The sequence below is a fragment of the Pseudomonas sp. BMW13 genome, assembly GCF_013357275.1.
GTDB lineage: Bacteria > Pseudomonadota > Gammaproteobacteria > Pseudomonadales > Pseudomonadaceae > Aquipseudomonas > Aquipseudomonas khazarica.
The window spans coordinates 63,720-81,584 of sequence record NZ_SUKD01000018.1; the positions used below are offsets into that span (position 1 = coordinate 63,720).

Annotated in this window: 17 protein-coding genes and 2 pseudogenes; 8 read left to right on the forward strand and 11 right to left on the reverse strand. The window is 66.7% G+C overall.

Features of this window, described 5'->3' with window-relative positions:
* Nucleotides 1–15: 15 nt before the first annotated feature.
* From E4487_RS14335 to E4487_RS14355, 5 genes are all read right to left on the reverse strand, one after another.
* Nucleotides 16–1,095 carry a P1 family peptidase gene (locus E4487_RS14335; RefSeq protein WP_175253693.1) on the reverse strand — a complete coding sequence of 360 codons (1,080 nt, stop codon included), beginning with the start codon at nt 1,093–1,095 and terminating at the stop codon, nt 16–18.
* Nucleotides 1,088–1,948, reverse strand: a complete 861-nt coding sequence (locus E4487_RS14340) for an ABC transporter permease (protein ID WP_037051294.1) — start codon at nt 1,946–1,948, stop codon at nt 1,088–1,090. Before E4487_RS14340 ends, E4487_RS14335 begins: the two co-directional genes overlap by 8 nt.
* Complete coding sequence (locus E4487_RS14345; protein WP_037051291.1) at nt 1,945–2,832, reverse strand: ABC transporter permease; 888 nt, start codon at nt 2,830–2,832, stop codon at nt 1,945–1,947. The genes E4487_RS14340 and E4487_RS14345 overlap by 4 nt, the downstream gene beginning before the upstream one ends.
* Entirely contained in the window at nt 2,832–3,947 is a 1,116-nt protein-coding gene (locus E4487_RS14350) for an ABC transporter ATP-binding protein (RefSeq protein ID WP_175253694.1), read from the reverse strand. The genes E4487_RS14345 and E4487_RS14350 overlap by 1 nt, the downstream gene beginning before the upstream one ends.
* 103 nt (nt 3,948–4,050) lie before the next feature.
* A complete protein-coding gene (locus tag E4487_RS14355) occupies nt 4,051–5,082 on the reverse strand; it encodes a spermidine/putrescine ABC transporter substrate-binding protein (RefSeq protein WP_175253695.1) in 1,032 nt (343 codons plus the stop codon).
* Between the two features lie 215 nt (nt 5,083–5,297).
* On the opposite strand from E4487_RS14355, the gene E4487_RS14360 reads away from it, so the two are divergent.
* Nucleotides 5,298–6,149 carry a MurR/RpiR family transcriptional regulator gene (locus tag E4487_RS14360; RefSeq protein ID WP_230622793.1) on the forward strand — a complete coding sequence of 284 codons (852 nt, stop codon included), beginning with the start codon at nt 5,298–5,300 and terminating at the stop codon, nt 6,147–6,149.
* Nucleotides 6,150–6,254: 105 nt separating this feature from the next.
* Here the strand turns inward: E4487_RS14360 and argE are convergent.
* The 4 genes and pseudogenes from argE to E4487_RS14380 all read right to left on the reverse strand — a co-directional run.
* Nucleotides 6,255–7,403 (reverse strand): annotated as a pseudogene (gene argE, locus E4487_RS14365) (acetylornithine deacetylase); the annotation flags it as partial.
* 287 nt (nt 7,404–7,690) lie between these two features.
* Nucleotides 7,691–8,365 (reverse strand): DUF1028 domain-containing protein, encoded by a 675-nt coding sequence (locus E4487_RS14370; protein ID WP_175253697.1) that lies wholly within the window; start codon nt 8,363–8,365, stop codon nt 7,691–7,693.
* A gap of 11 nt (nt 8,366–8,376) precedes the next feature.
* Nucleotides 8,377–8,808, reverse strand: a complete 432-nt coding sequence (locus E4487_RS14375; RefSeq protein WP_037051284.1) for a RidA family protein — start codon at nt 8,806–8,808, stop codon at nt 8,377–8,379.
* Nucleotides 8,808–10,166 (reverse strand): NAD(P)/FAD-dependent oxidoreductase, encoded by a 1,359-nt coding sequence (locus tag E4487_RS14380; RefSeq protein ID WP_175253698.1) that lies wholly within the window; start codon nt 10,164–10,166, stop codon nt 8,808–8,810. The genes E4487_RS14375 and E4487_RS14380 overlap by 1 nt, the downstream gene beginning before the upstream one ends.
* 283 nt (nt 10,167–10,449) lie before the next feature.
* Between E4487_RS14380 and modA the strand changes: the two genes are divergently transcribed.
* The 5 genes and pseudogenes from modA (at nt 10,450) to E4487_RS24895 (ending at nt 14,744) form a co-directional block, all read left to right on the forward strand.
* A complete protein-coding gene (gene modA / locus E4487_RS14385) occupies nt 10,450–11,202 on the forward strand; it encodes a molybdate ABC transporter substrate-binding protein (protein WP_175253699.1) in 753 nt (250 codons plus the stop codon).
* Between the two features lie 48 nt (nt 11,203–11,250).
* Nucleotides 11,251–11,931 (forward strand): molybdate ABC transporter permease subunit, encoded by a 681-nt coding sequence (gene modB, locus E4487_RS14390; protein ID WP_037051416.1) that lies wholly within the window; start codon nt 11,251–11,253, stop codon nt 11,929–11,931.
* Nucleotides 11,931–13,064, forward strand: a complete 1,134-nt coding sequence (modC, locus tag E4487_RS14395) for a molybdenum ABC transporter ATP-binding protein (RefSeq protein WP_175253700.1) — start codon at nt 11,931–11,933, stop codon at nt 13,062–13,064. Before modB ends, modC begins: the two co-directional genes overlap by 1 nt.
* 684 nt (nt 13,065–13,748) lie before the next feature.
* Nucleotides 13,749–13,886, forward strand: a pseudogene (locus tag E4487_RS24890) (HAMP domain-containing protein); the annotation flags it as partial.
* A 144-nt stretch (nt 13,887–14,030) separates the two neighbouring features.
* Nucleotides 14,031–14,744: a methyl-accepting chemotaxis protein gene (locus tag E4487_RS24895; RefSeq protein ID WP_373921533.1), complete on the forward strand. Its 714-nt coding sequence runs from the start codon at nt 14,031–14,033 to the stop codon at nt 14,742–14,744.
* A 71-nt stretch (nt 14,745–14,815) separates the two neighbouring features.
* Here E4487_RS24895 and E4487_RS14405 read toward each other — a convergent pair whose 3' ends face one another.
* Both E4487_RS14405 and E4487_RS14410 read right to left on the reverse strand, forming a co-directional pair.
* Complete coding sequence (locus E4487_RS14405) at nt 14,816–15,643, reverse strand: sigma 54-interacting transcriptional regulator (RefSeq protein WP_175253702.1); 828 nt, start codon at nt 15,641–15,643, stop codon at nt 14,816–14,818.
* 82 nt (nt 15,644–15,725) lie between these two features.
* Entirely contained in the window at nt 15,726–16,307 is a 582-nt protein-coding gene (locus E4487_RS14410) for an alpha/beta hydrolase (RefSeq protein ID WP_037051273.1), read from the reverse strand.
* 243 nt (nt 16,308–16,550) lie between these two features.
* Here E4487_RS14410 and oscA point away from each other — a divergent pair, with 243 nt between their 5' ends.
* Both oscA and E4487_RS14420 read left to right on the forward strand, forming a co-directional pair.
* Nucleotides 16,551–16,730, forward strand: a complete 180-nt coding sequence (oscA, locus tag E4487_RS14415; RefSeq protein WP_175253703.1) for a sulfur starvation response protein OscA — start codon at nt 16,551–16,553, stop codon at nt 16,728–16,730.
* Between the two features lie 74 nt (nt 16,731–16,804).
* The gene (locus tag E4487_RS14420; protein WP_175253704.1) at nt 16,805–17,806 is read left to right on the forward strand and encodes a sulfate ABC transporter substrate-binding protein; all 1,002 of its coding nucleotides are present in this window, start codon (nt 16,805–16,807) and stop codon (nt 17,804–17,806) included.
* Nucleotides 17,807–17,865 lie beyond the last annotated feature (59 nt).

Sequence of the window (17,865 nt, forward strand, 5' to 3'; positions counted from 1 at the left end):
TGCAGCGTGACGGGGCTAGCCCGTCACCAGCGCGCGCAGGCGCTCGCCGTCGATGGCCCGGCAGATGCCCTCGGGCTTCTGCATCGGGGCGTCCTCTGCAGCCAGCATGGCGTTGAGCACCGCCTCGTCGGTGGCCTGCACGGCGGCCAGGTAGAGGGCGTCGCAGCATTCGTCGCTGAGGTAGTCGAGGCTCTGGCGGATGACCGAGACCTGCGGCAAGGGCCGTGGATTGGCCACGCTGAAGGCGAGGAAGATGTCGCCAGAGTTGTTGCCACCGGGCGTGCCGCCCTGGGCGATGCCGAGACCGGCGCGTTGCGCCAGGCGCTTGAGCTGGTGCGGCAGCAAGGGGGCATCGGTGGCGAGGATGACGATGATCGAACCGCGCTCACGCTCCAGCCCTTGCGGCAGCTCATCCTCCAGGCGCTCGCCGACTGCCACGCCGCACACCTTGAGCCAGGCGCGCTGGCCGTGGTTGGCCTGTACCAGGGCACCGAGGGTGTAGGTCTGGCCGTCGATCTCGATCCGCCGCGAGGCGCTGCCGGTGCCGCCTTTGTAGCCGTAGCAGATCATGCCGTTGCCACCGCCGACGTTGCCCTCGGCGATCGGCCCGCCAGCGGCGGCGTCCAGCGCGGCCAGGGCATCGGCCTCGCTGACGTGCTGACCGTTGATGTCGTTGATCACCCCGTCGTAGGTCTCGGCCACCACCGGCATGGCCCACAGGTGCTCGCGTTGCCAGGCCGCCGCGTAGTGGTCGATGGTCCAGCGCGTGGCGGCGTGGTGGACGATGCCGACGCTGTGCGAGTTGGTGATGCACAGCGGGCCGACGAAATAGCCGCCATGCTCGATCCAGTGCGTGCCGGTCATCTCGCCGTTGCCATTGAGCGCATGGAAGCCCGCCCACACCGGCTGCGGCTCGGCTTCGCGACCACGCGGCAGGATGGCGGTGACGCCGGTCTGGATACGCCGGCCGTTGGCCGCCACACCGTTGAGCGTACGGTAACCCACCAGTACGCCTGGCACGTCGGTGATGGCGTTGTGCGGCCCGCTGATACCGGGCAGCGGCAGGCCGAGGTCACGGGCACGAGGTTTAGCCATGGGAGTCATCCTGAGAAGTGGCGGGCTTGCGGTTGCGCAGGTACAGGCCGACCGCCGCGATCAGCAGCGAGGCGAGCAGCAACAGGGTGGCGATGGCGTTGATCTCCGGCTTGATGCCGCGACGGATCATGCCGTAGATGAACACCGGCAAGGTGGTCGAATCGACGCCGGCGATGAAGTAGGTGATCACCAGATCGTCCATCGAGATGATGAACGCCAGCAACGCACCACCGATCACCCCGGGCAGGATCTGCGGCAGGGTCACGCGGCGGAACGTGGTCCAGGGCGAGGCCCCCAGGTCGGCAGAAGCCTCCTCCAGGCGCGTGTCCATGCCCGCCAGCCGCGCGCTGACGATGAGGAACACGTAGCTGATCAGGAAGGTGCAGTGGCCGATGATGATCGAGCCCTTGCCCAGCGGCATGCCGACTCCGACGAAGAAGATCAGCAGGGCGATGCCGAGCACGATGTCGGGCATCAGCATCGGCATGAACAGCAGCACTCGGTAGAACGTCCGCAGGCGGAAGCGATAGCGCGCCAGCGCCAAGGCGGTGAGCGTCCCGACCAGCGTGGAGATCGCCGTGGTGCTCAGCGCGACCACCAGGCTGGTGCGTAGCGCGGCCAGCAGCTGGTCGGTGGACTCGATATACAGCGCGTTCTCGCTGAGGCTGGTGGACAGCCCCAGCAGCGAGCGATACCAGTCCAGGCTGAAGCCGTCCCAGATCATCATGTTGATCGGGTTGCCGTTGAACGAGTAGGCGACGATCAGGCCGATCGGCAGGTACAGGAAGACGAAGAACGCCAGGCTGTAGCCGCCCAGCAGACGGCGCCCGAGGCGGGCGATCAGTGCGTTCATCGGCTGGCCTCCTGCGCAGCGTTGCGCCCCTGGGCCAGCACGTAGAGCAGCAGACAGACCAGCACCGCCGCCATCAGCAGCATCGCCAGGGCGGCACCGAACGGCCAGTTGCGCGCGGCGAGGAACTGTTGCTCGACCAGGCTGCCGATCATCAGCACGCGCGCGCCACCGAGCAGCGACGGCACGATGAAGTTACCCAGGCTGGGGATGAAGACGATGATCGAACCGGCGGCGATGCCCGGCAGGGTCAGCGGGAAGATCACCTTCCAGAAGCTCTGCCAGCGGCTCGCACCGAGGTCCGCCGACGCCTCCAGCAGGCGCTTGTCGAGTTTCTCCACGCTGGCATACACCGGCATGAACATGAACGGGATGAAGATGTAGGTCATGCCGATCAGCACCGCCGTCTCGGTGTAGATCAGCTCCAGCGGGTTATGGATGCCCAGCGCCAGCAGCGTGGTGTTGATGAAGCCGCTGGGACGCAGGATCAGCAGCCAGGCGTAGAGGCGCACGATTAGGCTGGTGAAGAACGGCAGGGTGATCAGGAACAGGCAGAAGTTGCGCATCCGCTCTGGCTGCCGCGCCACCCAGAAGGCCGCCGGGTAGCACAGCGCCAGGGTCGCCAGCACGGTGAACGCGGCCAGCTTGAACGAGCGCAGGATGATCTCCAGGTAGACCGGATCGAACTCCTCGTTGCTGCCGTCGGCCCAGCCCAGCACGCGACCGAAGTTGTCGGGATAGAAGCTCCACTCCACGCCGCCGTACAGCCCCGGCTCGAGCAGGCTGTAGAGGGCCATGATGGCCAGCGGGGTCAGGAAGAACACCCCGATGATCGCCGTCACCGGGCTCAGCAGCCCCAGCAGGCGCAAGCGCTCGCGCAACGGCATCAGGCACCTCCCGCGATCAGGTGCGCGGCCTCCAGGCCGTACCACAGCTGCACGCTGTCACCCGTGCGCAGGCGTTGCAGTTGCGGCTGCGCGACATCGCGCAACACGGCCTTGATCTGCCGCCCATGGGCGGTGCGCAGCAGCAGTTCGAAATCCTTGCCGATGAACAGCAGTTGCTCCAGGCGGCCCTCCACGGCGGCGAAGCCCTCGCCAGGACAGTGCAGGGAAAACTGCTCGGGGCGCAGCATGAGCTGGACGTACTGGCCAACGCACAGCGCCGGGTGACGCGCATGCAGCAAATCGCCCTGGCTATCGAGCAGGTAGGCGACGCCAGCATCGATGGCGCTGACGTGCGCGTCGAACAGGTTGCTCTCGCCAATGAAACCGGCGACGAAGGCGTTGGCCGGACGGTGGTAGATCTCCGCCGGCGCACCGATCTGCTGGATATGCCCGCCATTGAGCACGACGATGCGGTCGCTCATGGTCAGCGCTTCCTCCTGGTCGTGGGTGACGAAGACGAAGGCGATGCCCAGCTCGTGCTGCAGGTTCTTCAGCTCGCGCTGCATGGCCTGGCGCAGCTGGCGGTCGAGGGCGGACAGCGGCTCGTCGAGCAGCAACAGCGCCGGCCGGTCGACGATGGCGCGGGCCAGCGCCACGCGCTGCTGCTGACCACCGGAAAGCTGGCCCGGCTTGCGCCGCTCCATGCCGGCGAGGCCTACCAGCTCCAGCGCCTCGCCGACACGCTGGCGCTTCTCGGCCTTGCCCACGCCGCGCACGTCCAGCGCGTAGCCGACGTTGTCGCCGATGCTCATGTGCGGAAACAGTGCGTAGCTCTGGAACACCGTGTGCACCGGGCGTCTGTAGGGCGGCACGCTGTTCATCGGCTGCCCCTGGATCAGCAGCTCACCACCGTCCAGCTGCTCGAAGCCGCTGATGGTTCGCAGCAGGGTGGTCTTGCCGCAGCCCGATGGCCCCAGCAGGGTGACGAACTCGTTGCTGCCCACGGCCAGATCGAGACCGTCGAGGGCACGCACCAGATGCCCTTCCGGTGCACGGTAGTGTTTCACCGCGCCACGGATCTCGACCACCGGCGCAGTTTGGGTGAAAGCGGTCATGGAGGACTCCACTGATATCGGAGTGATCGCGGCTGAAGCCCTCCCACAGGGAACCTGCAATCCGTGGGAGGGCTTCAGCCGCGAGCTGGCGGCACGGGCCGGCTCAGTTGGCGGTACGCACGCGTGTCCAGACCCGGTCGTACTGTTTCAGGCCCTTGCCCAGGTCGCCGAAGATCTGCAGCTTGGCCATCACCTCGGCCGGCGGGTTGACCTGCGGGTTGTCACGCAGCTCGGCCGGCAGCAGCTTGAGCGCTTCCCGGTTCGGCGTGCCGTTCATCTGCTGCGCGGTGTTCAGCGCGGCGATTTCCGGTTGCAGCAGGAAGCTCATGAAGCGCTTGGCAGCCGCCTTGTTCGGCGCACTCTTGAGCACGCAGACGTCTTCCTGGTACATGGTCGCGCCTTCCTTGGGGATGACGTAGGCGAGGTTCTGCGGGTCCTGCTTCACGTACATCATGGCGCCGACGAAGTAGTGCGCGGCAGCGGCGTCGCCGGACTGCACCATCGGCACGCTGTCGTAGGTGAAGGCGGAGACCAGCGGCTTGCGCTCGATCAGCCAGTCAGCGGCCTGCTTGAGCTCCGCGGCGTTGGTGGTGTTGACCGACTTGCCGTCCTTGATCAGGCCGACGCCGAGGGTCTCGCGCATGTCGTCGAGCAGGATCACCTTCTTGCCGGCCTGAGCCTCGGCAAAGAAGTCGTCCCAGCTCTCGATCGGCTTGGACACCTTGTTCTTGTTGTAGAAGATGCCCACCGTGCCCCAGGCGTAAGGCATGCAGTACTCACCCTTGGGATCGGACTTGGCACGCAGAAAGGCAGGGTCGATATTGGCGAAGGCCGGGTCCTGATTGATGTCGGTCTTTTCCAGCAGATCGAGCACGGCCATGGTGTCGTGCATGTGTACCGAGGGAAAGACGATGTCATAGCCCTTGGCACCGGCCTGCAACTTGGCCAGCATCTCTTCGTTGCTGCCATAGGTATCGAGTGACACCTTGATGCCGGTTTCGGCGGAAAACCGAGTCAGTACCTCGGGGTTGATGTAGTCGCCCCAGTTGTAGAGGTGCAGTTCCTCGGCAGCCAGGGCGGTAGCGCTCGTGCCACCGAGGGCGACACACAGGGTGAGATGACGCAGCTTGAGCATGTTCCTGTTCTCCACTGTTCTGGTCGCGTCAGGGCGCGACATTTGCTTGTTGCGGCAGGAATTCGCGAGCGTCGACAACGAGGCGGAAAGACTTCTGCTGGCTTCCTCACCCGAACGGCGGTCAATCGACAGCTCTTTTGCGTTACGGATGCAGGGTAGAATATATTTCTTCCAAAGATCAACACTCTGACATTTAAATGTCAGAAGAATTTGGCATGGCAAAGGAAACGGACATGCTCGATGGCAAGATGCAACACCTGGAAGGCAAGCTGACGCCGGCCGAGCGCACCCTCTGGGCCTATATCCAGGCCAACCTGGAGACGCTGGCGTTCGAGAACGGCGCCAGCCTCGCGAGCAAGAGCGGCGTCAGCCCCAACACCGTCAGCCGCTTCCTGCGCCGGCTCGGCTACAAGGGCCTGAAGAGCCTGAAGGACGAACTCCGCGACGAAGTCCGCGTGCAGTCATTGCTCAACCCGACGCTGATCGAACGGGTCGAGCAGCCGGAAGATCTGGTCACCCACCTGAACGAGGAGATCGAAGCGCTGCGAGCCTTCGCCGAGCAACTCGGCAGCCAGCACTGGCGCGATATCGTGGCGCGTGTCAGCGAGGCCGAGCGCGTATTCGTCTGCGGCTTCCAGACCATTCGCGGGCTGGCCGAGGACTTCGCCAATCGCCTGGCCCTGGTGCGTTCCGGGGTGGAGTTTCTCGACCTCTACAGCGGCGTGCTGGGGCAATGGCTGGACAGCCACAACCAGCGTTGCTGCGTGATCCTGGTGGACATCGCGCCCTATGCCGACGCGGGTATCGCCTTCGCCAACAACTGCCTGCGCCAGGGCACCGACCTGGTGGTGTTCACCGACGAATATGGTATCGCCCGCCACATCGAAACGCCCTACATCGTCACCATGAAAACCAAGACCGGGTTGATTCTCGAATCCACCGGCGGCCTGACCAGCGCGCTGAACGTGCTGCTGCACTGCGTCGCCACCCAGCACAAGGATCAGCTCAAGGAGCGTCTCGGCGCCTACCGGGAGCGGGTCGAGAGCCTCAAGCTGTATCGCAGCTAGGCAAGGTTGCGCCAGCCAGGGCCTGGCTGGCCAGCTCGCTCAGGCGGACGGCGCAGCCGCCGAGAATCCTGTCGAAGGAGCAGGCTTTCCCGCTGGCGAAGCCGACTGCTGCATCCAGCTCGCCAACCGCGCCAGCATCGCGTCGCAACGGGCCAGCTGCTCGAGGCTGACGAATTCGTCCGGCTTGTGCCCCTGCTCCATGCTGCCGGGGCCGCAGACCACGGTGGCCACGCCGGCCTCGTCGAACAGGCCGCCCTCGGTGCCGAAGGCGACGGTGGTGAAATCCTCGCGTTCGGCGATCAGCGCCAGCAGACGCGCGGCGTCGCTGGCCGCATCGGTCAGCAGGCCGGGATAACTCGACAGCTCGCTGAAGCGGATGTCGCTGTCCGCGCTCACCGCCCGCATGCGCGGCAGCAGTTCACGCTCGGCGTAGGCACGCAGCTCACTGGCGACCTGCTGCGGATCATCGGCCGGCAAGGCGCGCATCTCGAAGTCGAAACGGCACTCGGCGGGCACGATGTTCAGGGCCCGGCCGCCCTGGATCACACCGGCCTGCAGCGTGGAGTAAGGCGGGTCGAAGCGCGGGTCATGGTGCTCGGGCGCCGCCAGGCGCGTGCCGATCTCGCCCAGCTGGCCGATCAGCCGGGCCGCGTACTCGATGGCGTTCACCCCTTGCGGCGCGTAGGCCGAATGGCAGGCGGCGCCGTGCACCTCGCAGCGCATCGCCAGCTTGCCCTTGTGCCCGAGCACCGGGCGCATCTCGGTGGGCTCGCCGATCAGGCAGATGGCCGGGCGCTCGTGGCTGCCGCGCAGACGCTCGACCAGGCTGCGCACGCCGAGGCAACCGACCTCCTCGTCATAGGAAATGGCGATATGCAGCGGCAGCCGCAGCGGCTGGCGCAGAAAGCCCGGCACGGCCGCCAGCACGCAGGCGATGAAGCCTTTCATGTCCGTCGTACCTCGCCCGTACAGGCGTCCGTCGCGCTCGCTCATGGCGAAGGCCGGCACCGTCCAGTGCTGCCCGTCTATCGGCACCACGTCACTGTGGCCGGACAGCATCACGCCCCCCGCGCCACTCGGACCGATGCGCGCATAGAGGTTGGCTTTGCTGCGTTCGGCGTTGAACAGCAACTCGCTGGAGACTCCGTAGCCCGCCAGGTAATCACGCACGTAGTCGATCAGCGCGAGGTTGGATTCGCGGCTGGTGGTGTCGAAGGCGATCAGGTCGGCGAGCAGGTCGCGGCTGGCAGGCATGGGGCAGTTACCGGTACGTGGGTGAATGGACAAGGCGGCGCATGCGCAGGGTGGATGGCGCTGTATCCCGCCACCCGCACGGAGCCACGCGGTGAACGAACAACGCGTCGTCCGCCCTCCTCGCTCGCATGCGGGCGGTGGGCGTGGTGTGTGGTTGTGGGAGGCGCTTCAGCGGCGACACAGGGCACGCCTGGTCGCGGCCAAAGCCCTGCCCGGGATCGGTGACGCAGGTGTGCAGCCGTATCCAGCCCCCTGGCGCGCGGTGGACGAGCAACGCGGCGTCCACCCTACTCGTCGCCCGGCACGCCGTAGCTGGGCGCGGCGGTCGGGTCGAGCGCGCGGGTGATGTAGTCGTGCAACTGCGGCGCGTAGGCGCGCCAGAGCCGGTCCAGCTCCGCGATGGGGTCCTGGTCGGCCCAGTCCACGCGCAGGTCGACCACCGGCCAAACTAAATCACCCACCACCGACAGCGCCGCCGAGTGCACCGGCCCGGCCTCGCCGCCGGCCGCCATGGCCGCGTGCATCGCCGCCAGCAGGCGATCCGGCAGGCCGCCGTCGGCCTGTTCGAAGGCCTCGACCATGGCCTCGATCACCGCCGTGCTCGCCAACAGGTTGCCGGCCGCCACGCACTGCTCGCCCGCCCGCGCATGGTGGATGCCGAGGGCTTCGCGACCGGAGAAGTGCGCGCTGGCACCATGGCTGTCGATCACCGTCACCTGGCGATACTGGCCATAGCCGTTGCTGCCCAGCGCCTTGTCCAGCGCCGCCTGGGGATCGAGCCCGCTTTCCAGCAGGTCGAGGATCTGCGGACCGAGTGCCGGCAGGGTGATGTTCTGCGTCGACACCGCGCCGACCCCGGCACGCAGCCAGGGGCAACGCGCGCCGACGGCAATGCTGGAGGAGCTGATGGCAATGCCGAGGTGGCCGGTCTCCGGGCAGCGCCCGACGATGGAAAAAGTCATGTGCGCACTCCTCAGGCCTGCGTGCTGGGCCAGTCGTCCGGGATCACCGCGATCACGTCGATCTCCATCAGCCACTGCGGCTGGCCGAGGGCCGAGACCACCAGCCCGGTGGAGATCGGGAACACGCCCTTGAGCCACTTGCCGACTTCGCGGTAGACCGGCTCGCGGTAGCGCGGATCGATGATGTAGGTGGTGGTCTTGACGATGTGCGAGAGGTCGCTGCCGGCCTCTGCAAGCAATTGCCTGACGTTCTTCATCGCCTGCTCGGCCTGCGCCGCCGGGTCGCCCAGGCCGACCAGGTTGCCCTCGAAGTCGGTGCCGACCTGACCGCGCACGTACACGGTGTTGCCGGCGCGCACGGCCTGGCACAGGTCATTGTCCAGGGACTGGTTGGGGTAGGTGTCCTTGGTGTTGAACATGCGGATGCGGGTATGCGTGGGCATCAGCGAACTCCTGTCAGGCTGGCGGGTACCGGGCTGCCGGCGGCGTCGGTTGCACGCTGCGCGGCATCGCGGTAGGCGCTGTACTTGCGCTGGGTGGCGATGTGATCGGCGACATGCTTGGCGTCATGCCACACGCCCCAGATGAAGGTGGAGCCCCGCCGCGACAGCCACGGCAGGCCGACGAAGTACACGCCCGGTTCGCTGGAGACGCCACGCTGGTGCTGCGGCTTGCCGCTGCCGTCGAAGGCATTGACCTGCAGCCAGCTGAAGTCCACGGCGAAGCCGGTGGCCCAGATGATCGTGCCGATACCGGCCGCGGCCAGATCGAGCTGCCGCAACGGCTGGCTGACGCAGGCCGGCTCGGGGAAGCGCCGGCGGGCCTCGGGTTCTTCCGGCAGATCGAGTCCGTTGCGGGCGATATAGGCGTCGGCGGCATCGAGCAGCGACAGGTAGTTCTCGTCGCCACGGGCCAGGTTCTCCGCCAGGTCATCGGCGAACTGCGCCACGCCCTGCTCGAAGGCGCGGGTCAGCCCGACCAGGGTGATGCCCTGCCCGGCCAGCTCGCGAAAGTCGATGGTGCGGCCGCCATGGGCGCCGCTGACGGCGATGGTCACATGCTCCTTGCCCGGCTGCACGCTTTCCAGGTCCCACAGGCCGAGCACGCCCAGCCACCAGACGAAGTCGCGGCCACGGTAGCTGCGCGGCGGACGATCATGCGCGCCCACGGAGAGGTAGACCTGACGCCCGGCGCGGTTCAGCTCATCGGCGATCTGCACACCGGAAGAGCCGGCGCCGATCACCAGCACGCCGCCTTCGGGCAGTTGCTGCGGGTTGCGGTAGTGCGCCGAGTGAATTTGCAGCAGCGCCTCGCTCTGCGGCGCGATGGCCGGAATGACCGGACGCTGGAACGGGCCGGTCGCGGCCACGACACGGTTGGCGCGGATCACGCCCTCCGAGGTTTCCACGGTGAAGCCGGGACGCTCGGCGTTGCGCCGCACCTGCTTCACCTCGACGCCGGTGCGGATCGGCGCGTCGATCATCCTGGCGTAGGCCTCGAAGTAATCGGCAACCTGATCCTTGTGGGCGAAGGCGTCCGGGTCGAGACCGGGAAATTCCATGCCCGGGAAGCGGTCATGCCACACCGGCCCGTTGGTCACCAGCGAATCCCAGCGCACCGTGCGCCAGGCTTCGGCGATGCGGTTCTTCTCCAGCACCAGGTGCGGCACGCCGAGGCGGCCCAGGTGCTCGCTCATGGCCACCCCGGCCTGGCCGGCGCCGACCACCAGGGTGTCGATCTCCTGCGGCAGGCAAGCCCGACCTGCGGGGGTGGAAAAGGGGGTCTGCTTCAGCTCGGTCATGGGTACCTGCCCTGATTCTGCTCGTGACTGTTGCGCCGTGGCGGCTCGTTGCGGGCATTCTGTTCAGAGCGGGGCATTCGCGAAATTATGTTTTTTGTAGTCGCTGGCAAGGTAAAAACTGCCTGCATCCCCATTGGGTGCAAGCCCCGTCGTCATGCACGAAGAACGTGCACGGGAACGGCGCACGGATACGCTATATACAAATAGATATAACGCTGTAGGATGGCCGCACCCGGCCTGCCCCCGGCGCCCCATCAACGCCCGTACACGACAAGGAATTCTCATGCTCAAGCCCCTCAAGCACAGCCTGCTCGTTCTTGGCCTGGTCTTCGCCGGCAGCACGCTGGCCGATGAGGTGAAGGTGGCCGTGGCCGCCAACTTCACCGCGCCGATGCAGGCCATCGCCCCCGGATTCGAGAAAGCCACCGGGCACAAGCTGGTCGCGGCCTTCGGCGCCACGGGCCAGTTCTACGCACAGATTCGCAATGGCGCACCGTTCGAGGTGTTCCTCGCCGCCGACGACAGCACCCCGGGCAAGCTGGAGAGCGAGGGCCTGACGGTCGAGGGCTCGCGTTTCACCTACGCCGTCGGTGGCCTGGTGCTGTGGTCGGCCGCTGCCGACTATCTGGACGGCAGCGCCGCGGCGCTCAAGGCCGGGCAGTTCAAGCACCTGTCCATCGCCAACCCGAAGGCCGCTCCCTACGGCCTGGCCGCCACCCAGGTGCTGGACAAGCTGGGACTGAGCGAGGCGCTCAGGGGCAAGCTGGTCGAAGGCCAGAACATCACCCAGGCGCACCAGTTCGTCTCCAGCGGCAACGCCGAGCTGGGCTTCGTCGCCCTGTCGCAGGTGTACAAGGACGGCAAGATCAGCAGCGGCTCGGCGTGGATCGTGCCGGGTGACATGTACGAGCCGATCAAGCAGGATGCGGTGATCCTCAAGCCGGGCGCGAACAACCCTGCCGCCAGTGCCCTGGTCGACTACCTGAAAGGCCCGGAGGCGGCCAGGATCATCGAATCCTTCGGCTACACCCTGTAATGCCCGTGGCCGGAGCGCATCCGGCCAGGTTCGTCTTTCGGAATGAGCATGCCGCTGTCAACCAACGACCTCGACGCCATCCTGCTGACCCTGAAGCTGGCTTCGCTGACCACGCTGCTGCTGCTGATCATCGGCACGCCCATCGCCCTGTGGCTGACGCGCACCGAGTCCTGGCTGAAACGCCCGGTCGGTGCGCTGGTGGCCTTGCCGCTGGTGCTGCCGCCGACGGTGATCGGCTTCTACCTGCTGGTGAGCATGGGGCCCAACGGTTTCTTCGGGCAACTGACGCAGAGCCTCGGCCTGGGCACCCTCACCTTCAGCTTCACCGGCCTGGTGATCGGCTCGGTGTTCTATTCGCTGCCCTTCGTCGTGCAGCCGTTGCAGAACGCCTTCGAAGCCATCGGCCGCGCACCGCTGGAGGCGGCCGCGACGCTGCGCGCCAATCCCTGGGATGCCTTCTTCAGCGTGGTGCTGCCCCTGGCGCGCCCCGGTTTCGTCACCGCCGCGATACTCGCCTTCGCCCATACCGTCGGTGAGTTCGGCGTGGTGCTGATGATCGGCGGCAACATTCCCGGCAAGACCCAGGTGGTCTCGGTGCAGATATACAACCACGTGGAAACCATGAACTACGCCCAGGCACACTGGCTGGCCGGCGGCATGGTGGCCTTCTCCTTCATCGTGCTGCTGGCGCTGTACAGCGGGCGCAGCGGCAAGACGAGGGCGCTGTGATGCTGGCTTCGCTATTCGGCAAACGCGGCGCCGAGACGCCGATCATCGATGACGGGCGCATTCGCGCGCGCTTTCTGGTGCAACACCCCGGCTTTCGCCTGGACGTCGACCTCGACCTGCCCAGCCGTGGCGTCAGCGCCCTGTTCGGTCATTCCGGTTCGGGCAAGACCAGCTGCCTGCGCTGCTTCGCCGGGCTCGACCGCCCCCGTGAAGGCTACCTGCAGGTGGCCGGCGAACGCTGGCAGGACAGTGCCAGCGGGGACTTCCTGCCGGCCCACCGGCGCGCCATCGGCTACGTGTTCCAGGATGCCAACCTGTTCCCCCACCTCAGCGTGCGCGGCAACCTGGAGTTCGGCCAGCGGCGCATCGCCGCCCGCGAACGCAAGGTCGCCCTGGACCAGGCGCTGGAGCTGCTCGGCATCGGTCATCTGCTCGAACGCCTGCCGTCGGCCCTGTCCGGCGGCGAGCGGCAGCGCGTCGGCATCGCCCGCGCCCTGGTCACCAGCCCGCGCCTGCTGCTGATGGACGAACCCCTGGCGTCGCTCGATCTCAAGCGCAAGCAGGAGGTGCTGCCCTACCTCGAACGCCTGCACGAAGAACTGGATATCCCGGTGATCTACGTCAGCCACGCCCCGGATGAAGTGGCGCGCCTGGCCGACCATCTGGTGCTGCTCGAGGACGGCCAGGTACGCGCCAGCGGCCCGCTCAAGGAGTTGTTGCTGCGCACCGACCTGCCCTTCGCCAGCGACGACGACGCCGAGGCGGTGATCGACGGGCAGGCCAGCGCCTACGACGCACGCTACGGCCTGGTCGAACTCTGCCTGCCCGGCAGCGAGGCCCGCCTGCGCCTGCCGCACACGGGGCTGCAGGCCCAGCAACGCGTACGGGTGAAGATCAAGGCGCGCGATGTCAGCCTCAGCCTGCAACGCGCCGAGGGCAGCAGCCTGCTCAACCTGCTGCCGGTCACGGTGGACAGCTGGCAGGTGCTGGATGCGCAGGTGCTGCTGACCCTGCGCCTGGGCGAACAACGCCTGCTGGCGCGGATCACCCGCTACTCCTTCGATCAGCTGGGCATCCATGCCGGCCAGGCGATCTGGGCGCAGATCAAGTCGGTGTCGCTGCTCGCGCCCTGAGGCCATCGGCCGGCTCGCACTTGCATCCGCTTCGACTAGGCTTAAACAGCCTCCGTCAGAAAGGACTCGCACATGAACATCCGGCAGAAAATGCTGGCCAGTGGCGGCCTCAGCGTGGCCATCGCCGCCGGCCTGGGTGCGCTGGGCTTCTGGGGGCAGACACAACTCAGTGCAGCCCTGTCGCAGAACGAGCTGAGCGTGAGCGCGCTGCGCAACCACCTGGAAGGCGACATGATGCACGACGCCCTGCGCGCCGACGTGCTCGCCGCCTTCAACGTCGAAGCCGGTGACAGCGCCGCCGCCGAGCAAGTACGCCAGGACCTGGGCGAGCACGCCGACTGGTTCAAGAACACCCTTGCCGCCAACGCCAAGCTGCCACTGCCGAACGATATCCAACAGGCCATCAGCCAATCGCAGCCGGCGCTCAACGCCTACATCAGCGAAGCCGAACAGATCACCGAGCTGGCCCTGCACGACACCCAGGCCGCACGCGAGAGAATGCCCAGCTTCATGCAGCGCTTCAGCGAACTGGAGGACAAGAACGAAGCCCTCAGCAACCTGATAGAAAAACAGGTCGCTGCCGCCCACCAGAGTGGCCAGACGGCCGTGGAGCGGGCCTCGGCACTGCTGATCTGCGGGCTGTTGCTGGTGACCCTGCTGCTCGGCTTGATCACCTGGAACCTGATGCGCAGCGTGCTGAAGCCGTTGCAACAGGCCGTCAACGCCGCCCATGCCATCGCCAGCGGCGACCTGCGCCAGCGCATCGAGATCAGCAACCAGGACGAGGCAGGTCAGCTCTTGCAGGCACTGGCCGAAATGCAGGGCAACCTCAGCCAGATGATCAAAGGGATCAGCCAGTACAGCGAGCAGCTGCAGCAGACCGCCCGCAACCTCGCCGACACCGCGCAGGGCATCCTCCAGGACTCCAACCAGCAGGCCGACAACGCCACCAGCATGGCCACCGCCATGGAGCAGATGATCCACAACATCACCCAGGTCGCAGGCCATGCCAACGATGCCCAGGGCATCTCGGCGCAGTCCGGGAACCTGGCCGACACGGGCGGCCAGGTGATTCTCGGCGTGGTCGACGGCATGAATCGCATCGCCGAGGCCGTGACCTCCTCGTCCCAGACCATCACCGAGCTGGGGCGCTCTTCCGAGGAAATCCATTCGATCATCCAGGTGATCAAGAGCATCGCCGAGCAGACCAACCTGCTCGCGCTCAACGCGGCGATCGAGGCGGCACGCGCCGGCGAGGCGGGCCGCGGCTTCGCCGTGGTCGCCGATGAAGTGCGCAGCCTGGCAGCCCGCACCGCGCAGTCGACGCAGGAAATCACGGAGATGATCGAGCGCATCCGCAGCAACACCAGCCTGGCCGTCGACAGCATGCAGACCGGCGTGAACCGGGTGAACGACGGCGTCGCCCTGGCGCACCAGGCGGGCACCTCGATCAGTGAAATCCGCGACGGCACGCAGCGCGCAGCCCAGGTAGTCGGCGAGATATCCCACACCATCGGCGAACAGAGCAGCGCCAGCAACGAAGTTGCCAGGAGGGTCGAGGAGATCGCCGAAATGGCCCGTCACAACACCTTGGCGGTCAACGAGCTGGCACGCTCGGCGCAGCAACTGGAGCAGGTGGCTCAGGACATGCGCACGGCCGTGATGCAGTTTCACACCTGACACCGGCGCAACCCGCTGCCGGCGCGGTGACGAATCCCCCGGACGGGCTCACGGCAGCGTGCCGCGTCCGTTCAGCCGGTCTGGCCCATGACCAGCTGCAGGTGTTCGGGGGCGATCTCGCTGGCGCCGGCCAGCAGCAACGCGAAGTGAATGACGTTCTCCAGCTCGCGGGTATTGCCCGGCCAGCGATGCGCCTCCAGCACGGCCTGGGCCTGCTCGCCGAGTGCGGGAATCGCCAGGCCCAGGCGCAGGGCATGGATGCCGAGAAAATATTCGGCCAGCGGCAGGATGTCGCCGACCCGCTCGCGCAGCGCGGGGAAATGCAGCTGGCCGTCGCACAGATACGCGTACAGGCCTTCCTCGAAGGTACCGGCCGCCACCGCACGGGCCAGGTCGATGCTGCTCGCGGCCAGCAGGCGCACGTCCACCGGCGTCGCCTGGCTGGCACCGACGCGGTACACCTCGCGGGTCTCCAGCGCCGCCAGCAGCTTGCGCTGCAACGCGCGCGGCAGGTCGGCGATCTCGTCCAGATAGAGGGTGCCGCCATGGGCCGAACCGAACCAGCCGGCCCGGCTGCCGGCAACACCGGCATGGGCACCGCCGACGTGGCCGAACAGTTCGGCCTCACCCCACTGCGGGCTGATCGTCGCGGCGCTCAGGGCCACGAACAGGCCGCCGCGCTCGCTGTGCCGGTGGATATAGCGAGCCAGCAGTTCCTTGCCGGTGCCGGTCTCGCCACGGATCAGCAGCGGCTGATGCCCCGGCGCCAGGGCGTCAGCCCGCTCGCGCAGCTGACGCGAACGCGGGTCGACGAACACCAGCGCCTTGGCCCGGATGCTCAGGGGGTTCTGCGGCGCATCGGCGAAGGTCAGCGGCGGCGCATTCAACGTGGGCGGCATGGCCAGGACTCCAGTACGGGGCGGCTCACCCGAGAAGAAAAAGGAAGCGGGCGGCTGCCTGGCCCGGCCCCGCCCCGAAAACTCAGGCGCGCCGGCGTTGCTGCTGCTCGATGCGGTTCTGCAGGCGATAGAGATGAGCGAAGCCCTGCTCCCAGTGGTGATGCCCGGATTTCACGTTGATATGCCCCACCCCGCTGAGCACCACTGCGTCGCTGCCCCAGTGACGCGCCATCTCGACGGCGCGTGCGGCGCTGGCGGCAGGATCGTTGTCGGAGCCGATCAGCTGACTGGGAAACGGCAGCAGGTCACGCGGCAGCGGCGCGAAGTTCTGCAGCGGCTCAGGGCAGCCTGGGCGCTCCACGTCCGCCGGCGCCACCAGCAGCGCACCGCGCACCCGGCGCAGCAGCTCGAGCGGCGCCTGCTGCGCCCAGTGGGCGACGGTCACGCAGCCCAGGCTGTGGGCGATGAGGATCGCGGGGCGTGGATCGGCGGCCACCGCCCGATTCAGTTCGGCGACCCAGTCGGCGCGCTGCGGGCTGGCCCAGTCCTGCTGCTCGACCCGCGTACTGTTCGGCAGGCTGCGCTGCCAGTGGCTCTGCCAGTGCTCGGCGGACGAGCCCTGCCAGCCTGGCAGGATCAGATAACGGATTGCTTCGCTGCGCATGGTCGGCGCCTCCTGAGTCGAATGGCCCCAGTCTAGGCAGAAGCTTGCAAGCACAAAAAGAATAAGAATTCATTTGCTTATGCAAAAAAACACCAAGCAAACATCACTGTCGAATATTCTTTTTAGATCTATAAATGTTCTTAAACATTATTTTTAAGAATATTAGCGCCTCCCTACTATCCGCTCCACGCCAACGGCGGTCGCCGTCCACCGTCATGGCGCCCATCCACAAGGAGCCTGGAAATGACTGCGACGCTGAGACCCCTCGAAGGCCAGGATGACGCCAGCATCCTGCGCGAGATCCAGACCGCCCTGCAGGGCCTGAAATTCGGCGCGGTGGAAATCACCGTGCACAACGGCCAGGTCGTGCAGATCGAGCGCAAGGAAAAGATCCGCCTGCAACAACCGAACACCAAGAACTGACCCATGATGCAGCCCGACCGGACCACCGGAGGGCTACCGCCAACACCCGCACCCAATCCGTGAGGAGCTGCACCATGTCCATTCGCCGTTTCGCCCTGGCCACGCTGGCCAGCAGCCTGATCGCCGGCCCGGCCGCCGCCGCGCCGCTGCTCAACGTGTCCTACGACCCGACCCGCGAGCTGTACGTCGAGTACAACGCCGCCTTCAACGAATTCTGGCAGGCCCAGGGCAACCCGGCCGTGACTATCCAGCAGTCCCACGGAGGCTCGGGCAAGCAGGCCCGCGCGGTGATCGACGGCCTGCGCGCCGACGTGGTGACCCTGGCGCTGTCCGGCGATATCGACGCGATCAACCACAACCAGACGCTGATCGAGCCGAACTGGCAGGCACGCCTGCCGGACAACAGCACGCCCTACACCTCGACCATCGTGTTCCTGGTGCGCAAGGGCAACCCGAAGCAGATCAGCGACTGGGACGACCTGGTCAAGGACGGCGTCGAAGTCATCACGCCGAACCCGAAGACCTCCGGCGGCGCGCGCTGGAACTTCCTCGCCGCCTGGGCCTACGCCCGCCAGCAATACGGCAGTGAAGAGCAGGCGCTGGCGTTCGTCACCGAGCTGTACCGTCACGCCCCGGTGCTGGATACCGGCGCCCGTGGCGCCACCATCAGCTTCGTCCAGCGTGGCCTGGGCGACGTGCTGCTGGCCTGGGAAAACGAAGCCTACCTGTCGCTGGCCGAGGAAGGCGGCGACCAGCTGGAGATCGTCACCCCGTCGCTGTCGATCCTCGCCGAACCACCGGTGGCCGTGGTCGATGCCAACGTCGACCGCAAGGGCACCCGCGCCATCGCCGAAGCCTATCTGCAACACCTGTACAGCGAGGAAGGCCAGCGCATCGCGGCGAAGAACTTCTACCGTCCGCGCAACGAAAAGGTGGCGGCCGAGTTCAAGGAGCAGTTCAAGGATCTGCACCTGGTCACCATCGACAAGGACTTCGGTGGCTGGAAACAGGCGCAGCCGAAGTACTTCGACGATGGCGGCGTGTTCGACGACATCTTCCAGAAGATCAACCAGTGATCCGAGCTCCCCGGCGTGCCAGCGGATAGCCGGTGGCACGCCGGGGCGAGGACCTGCAC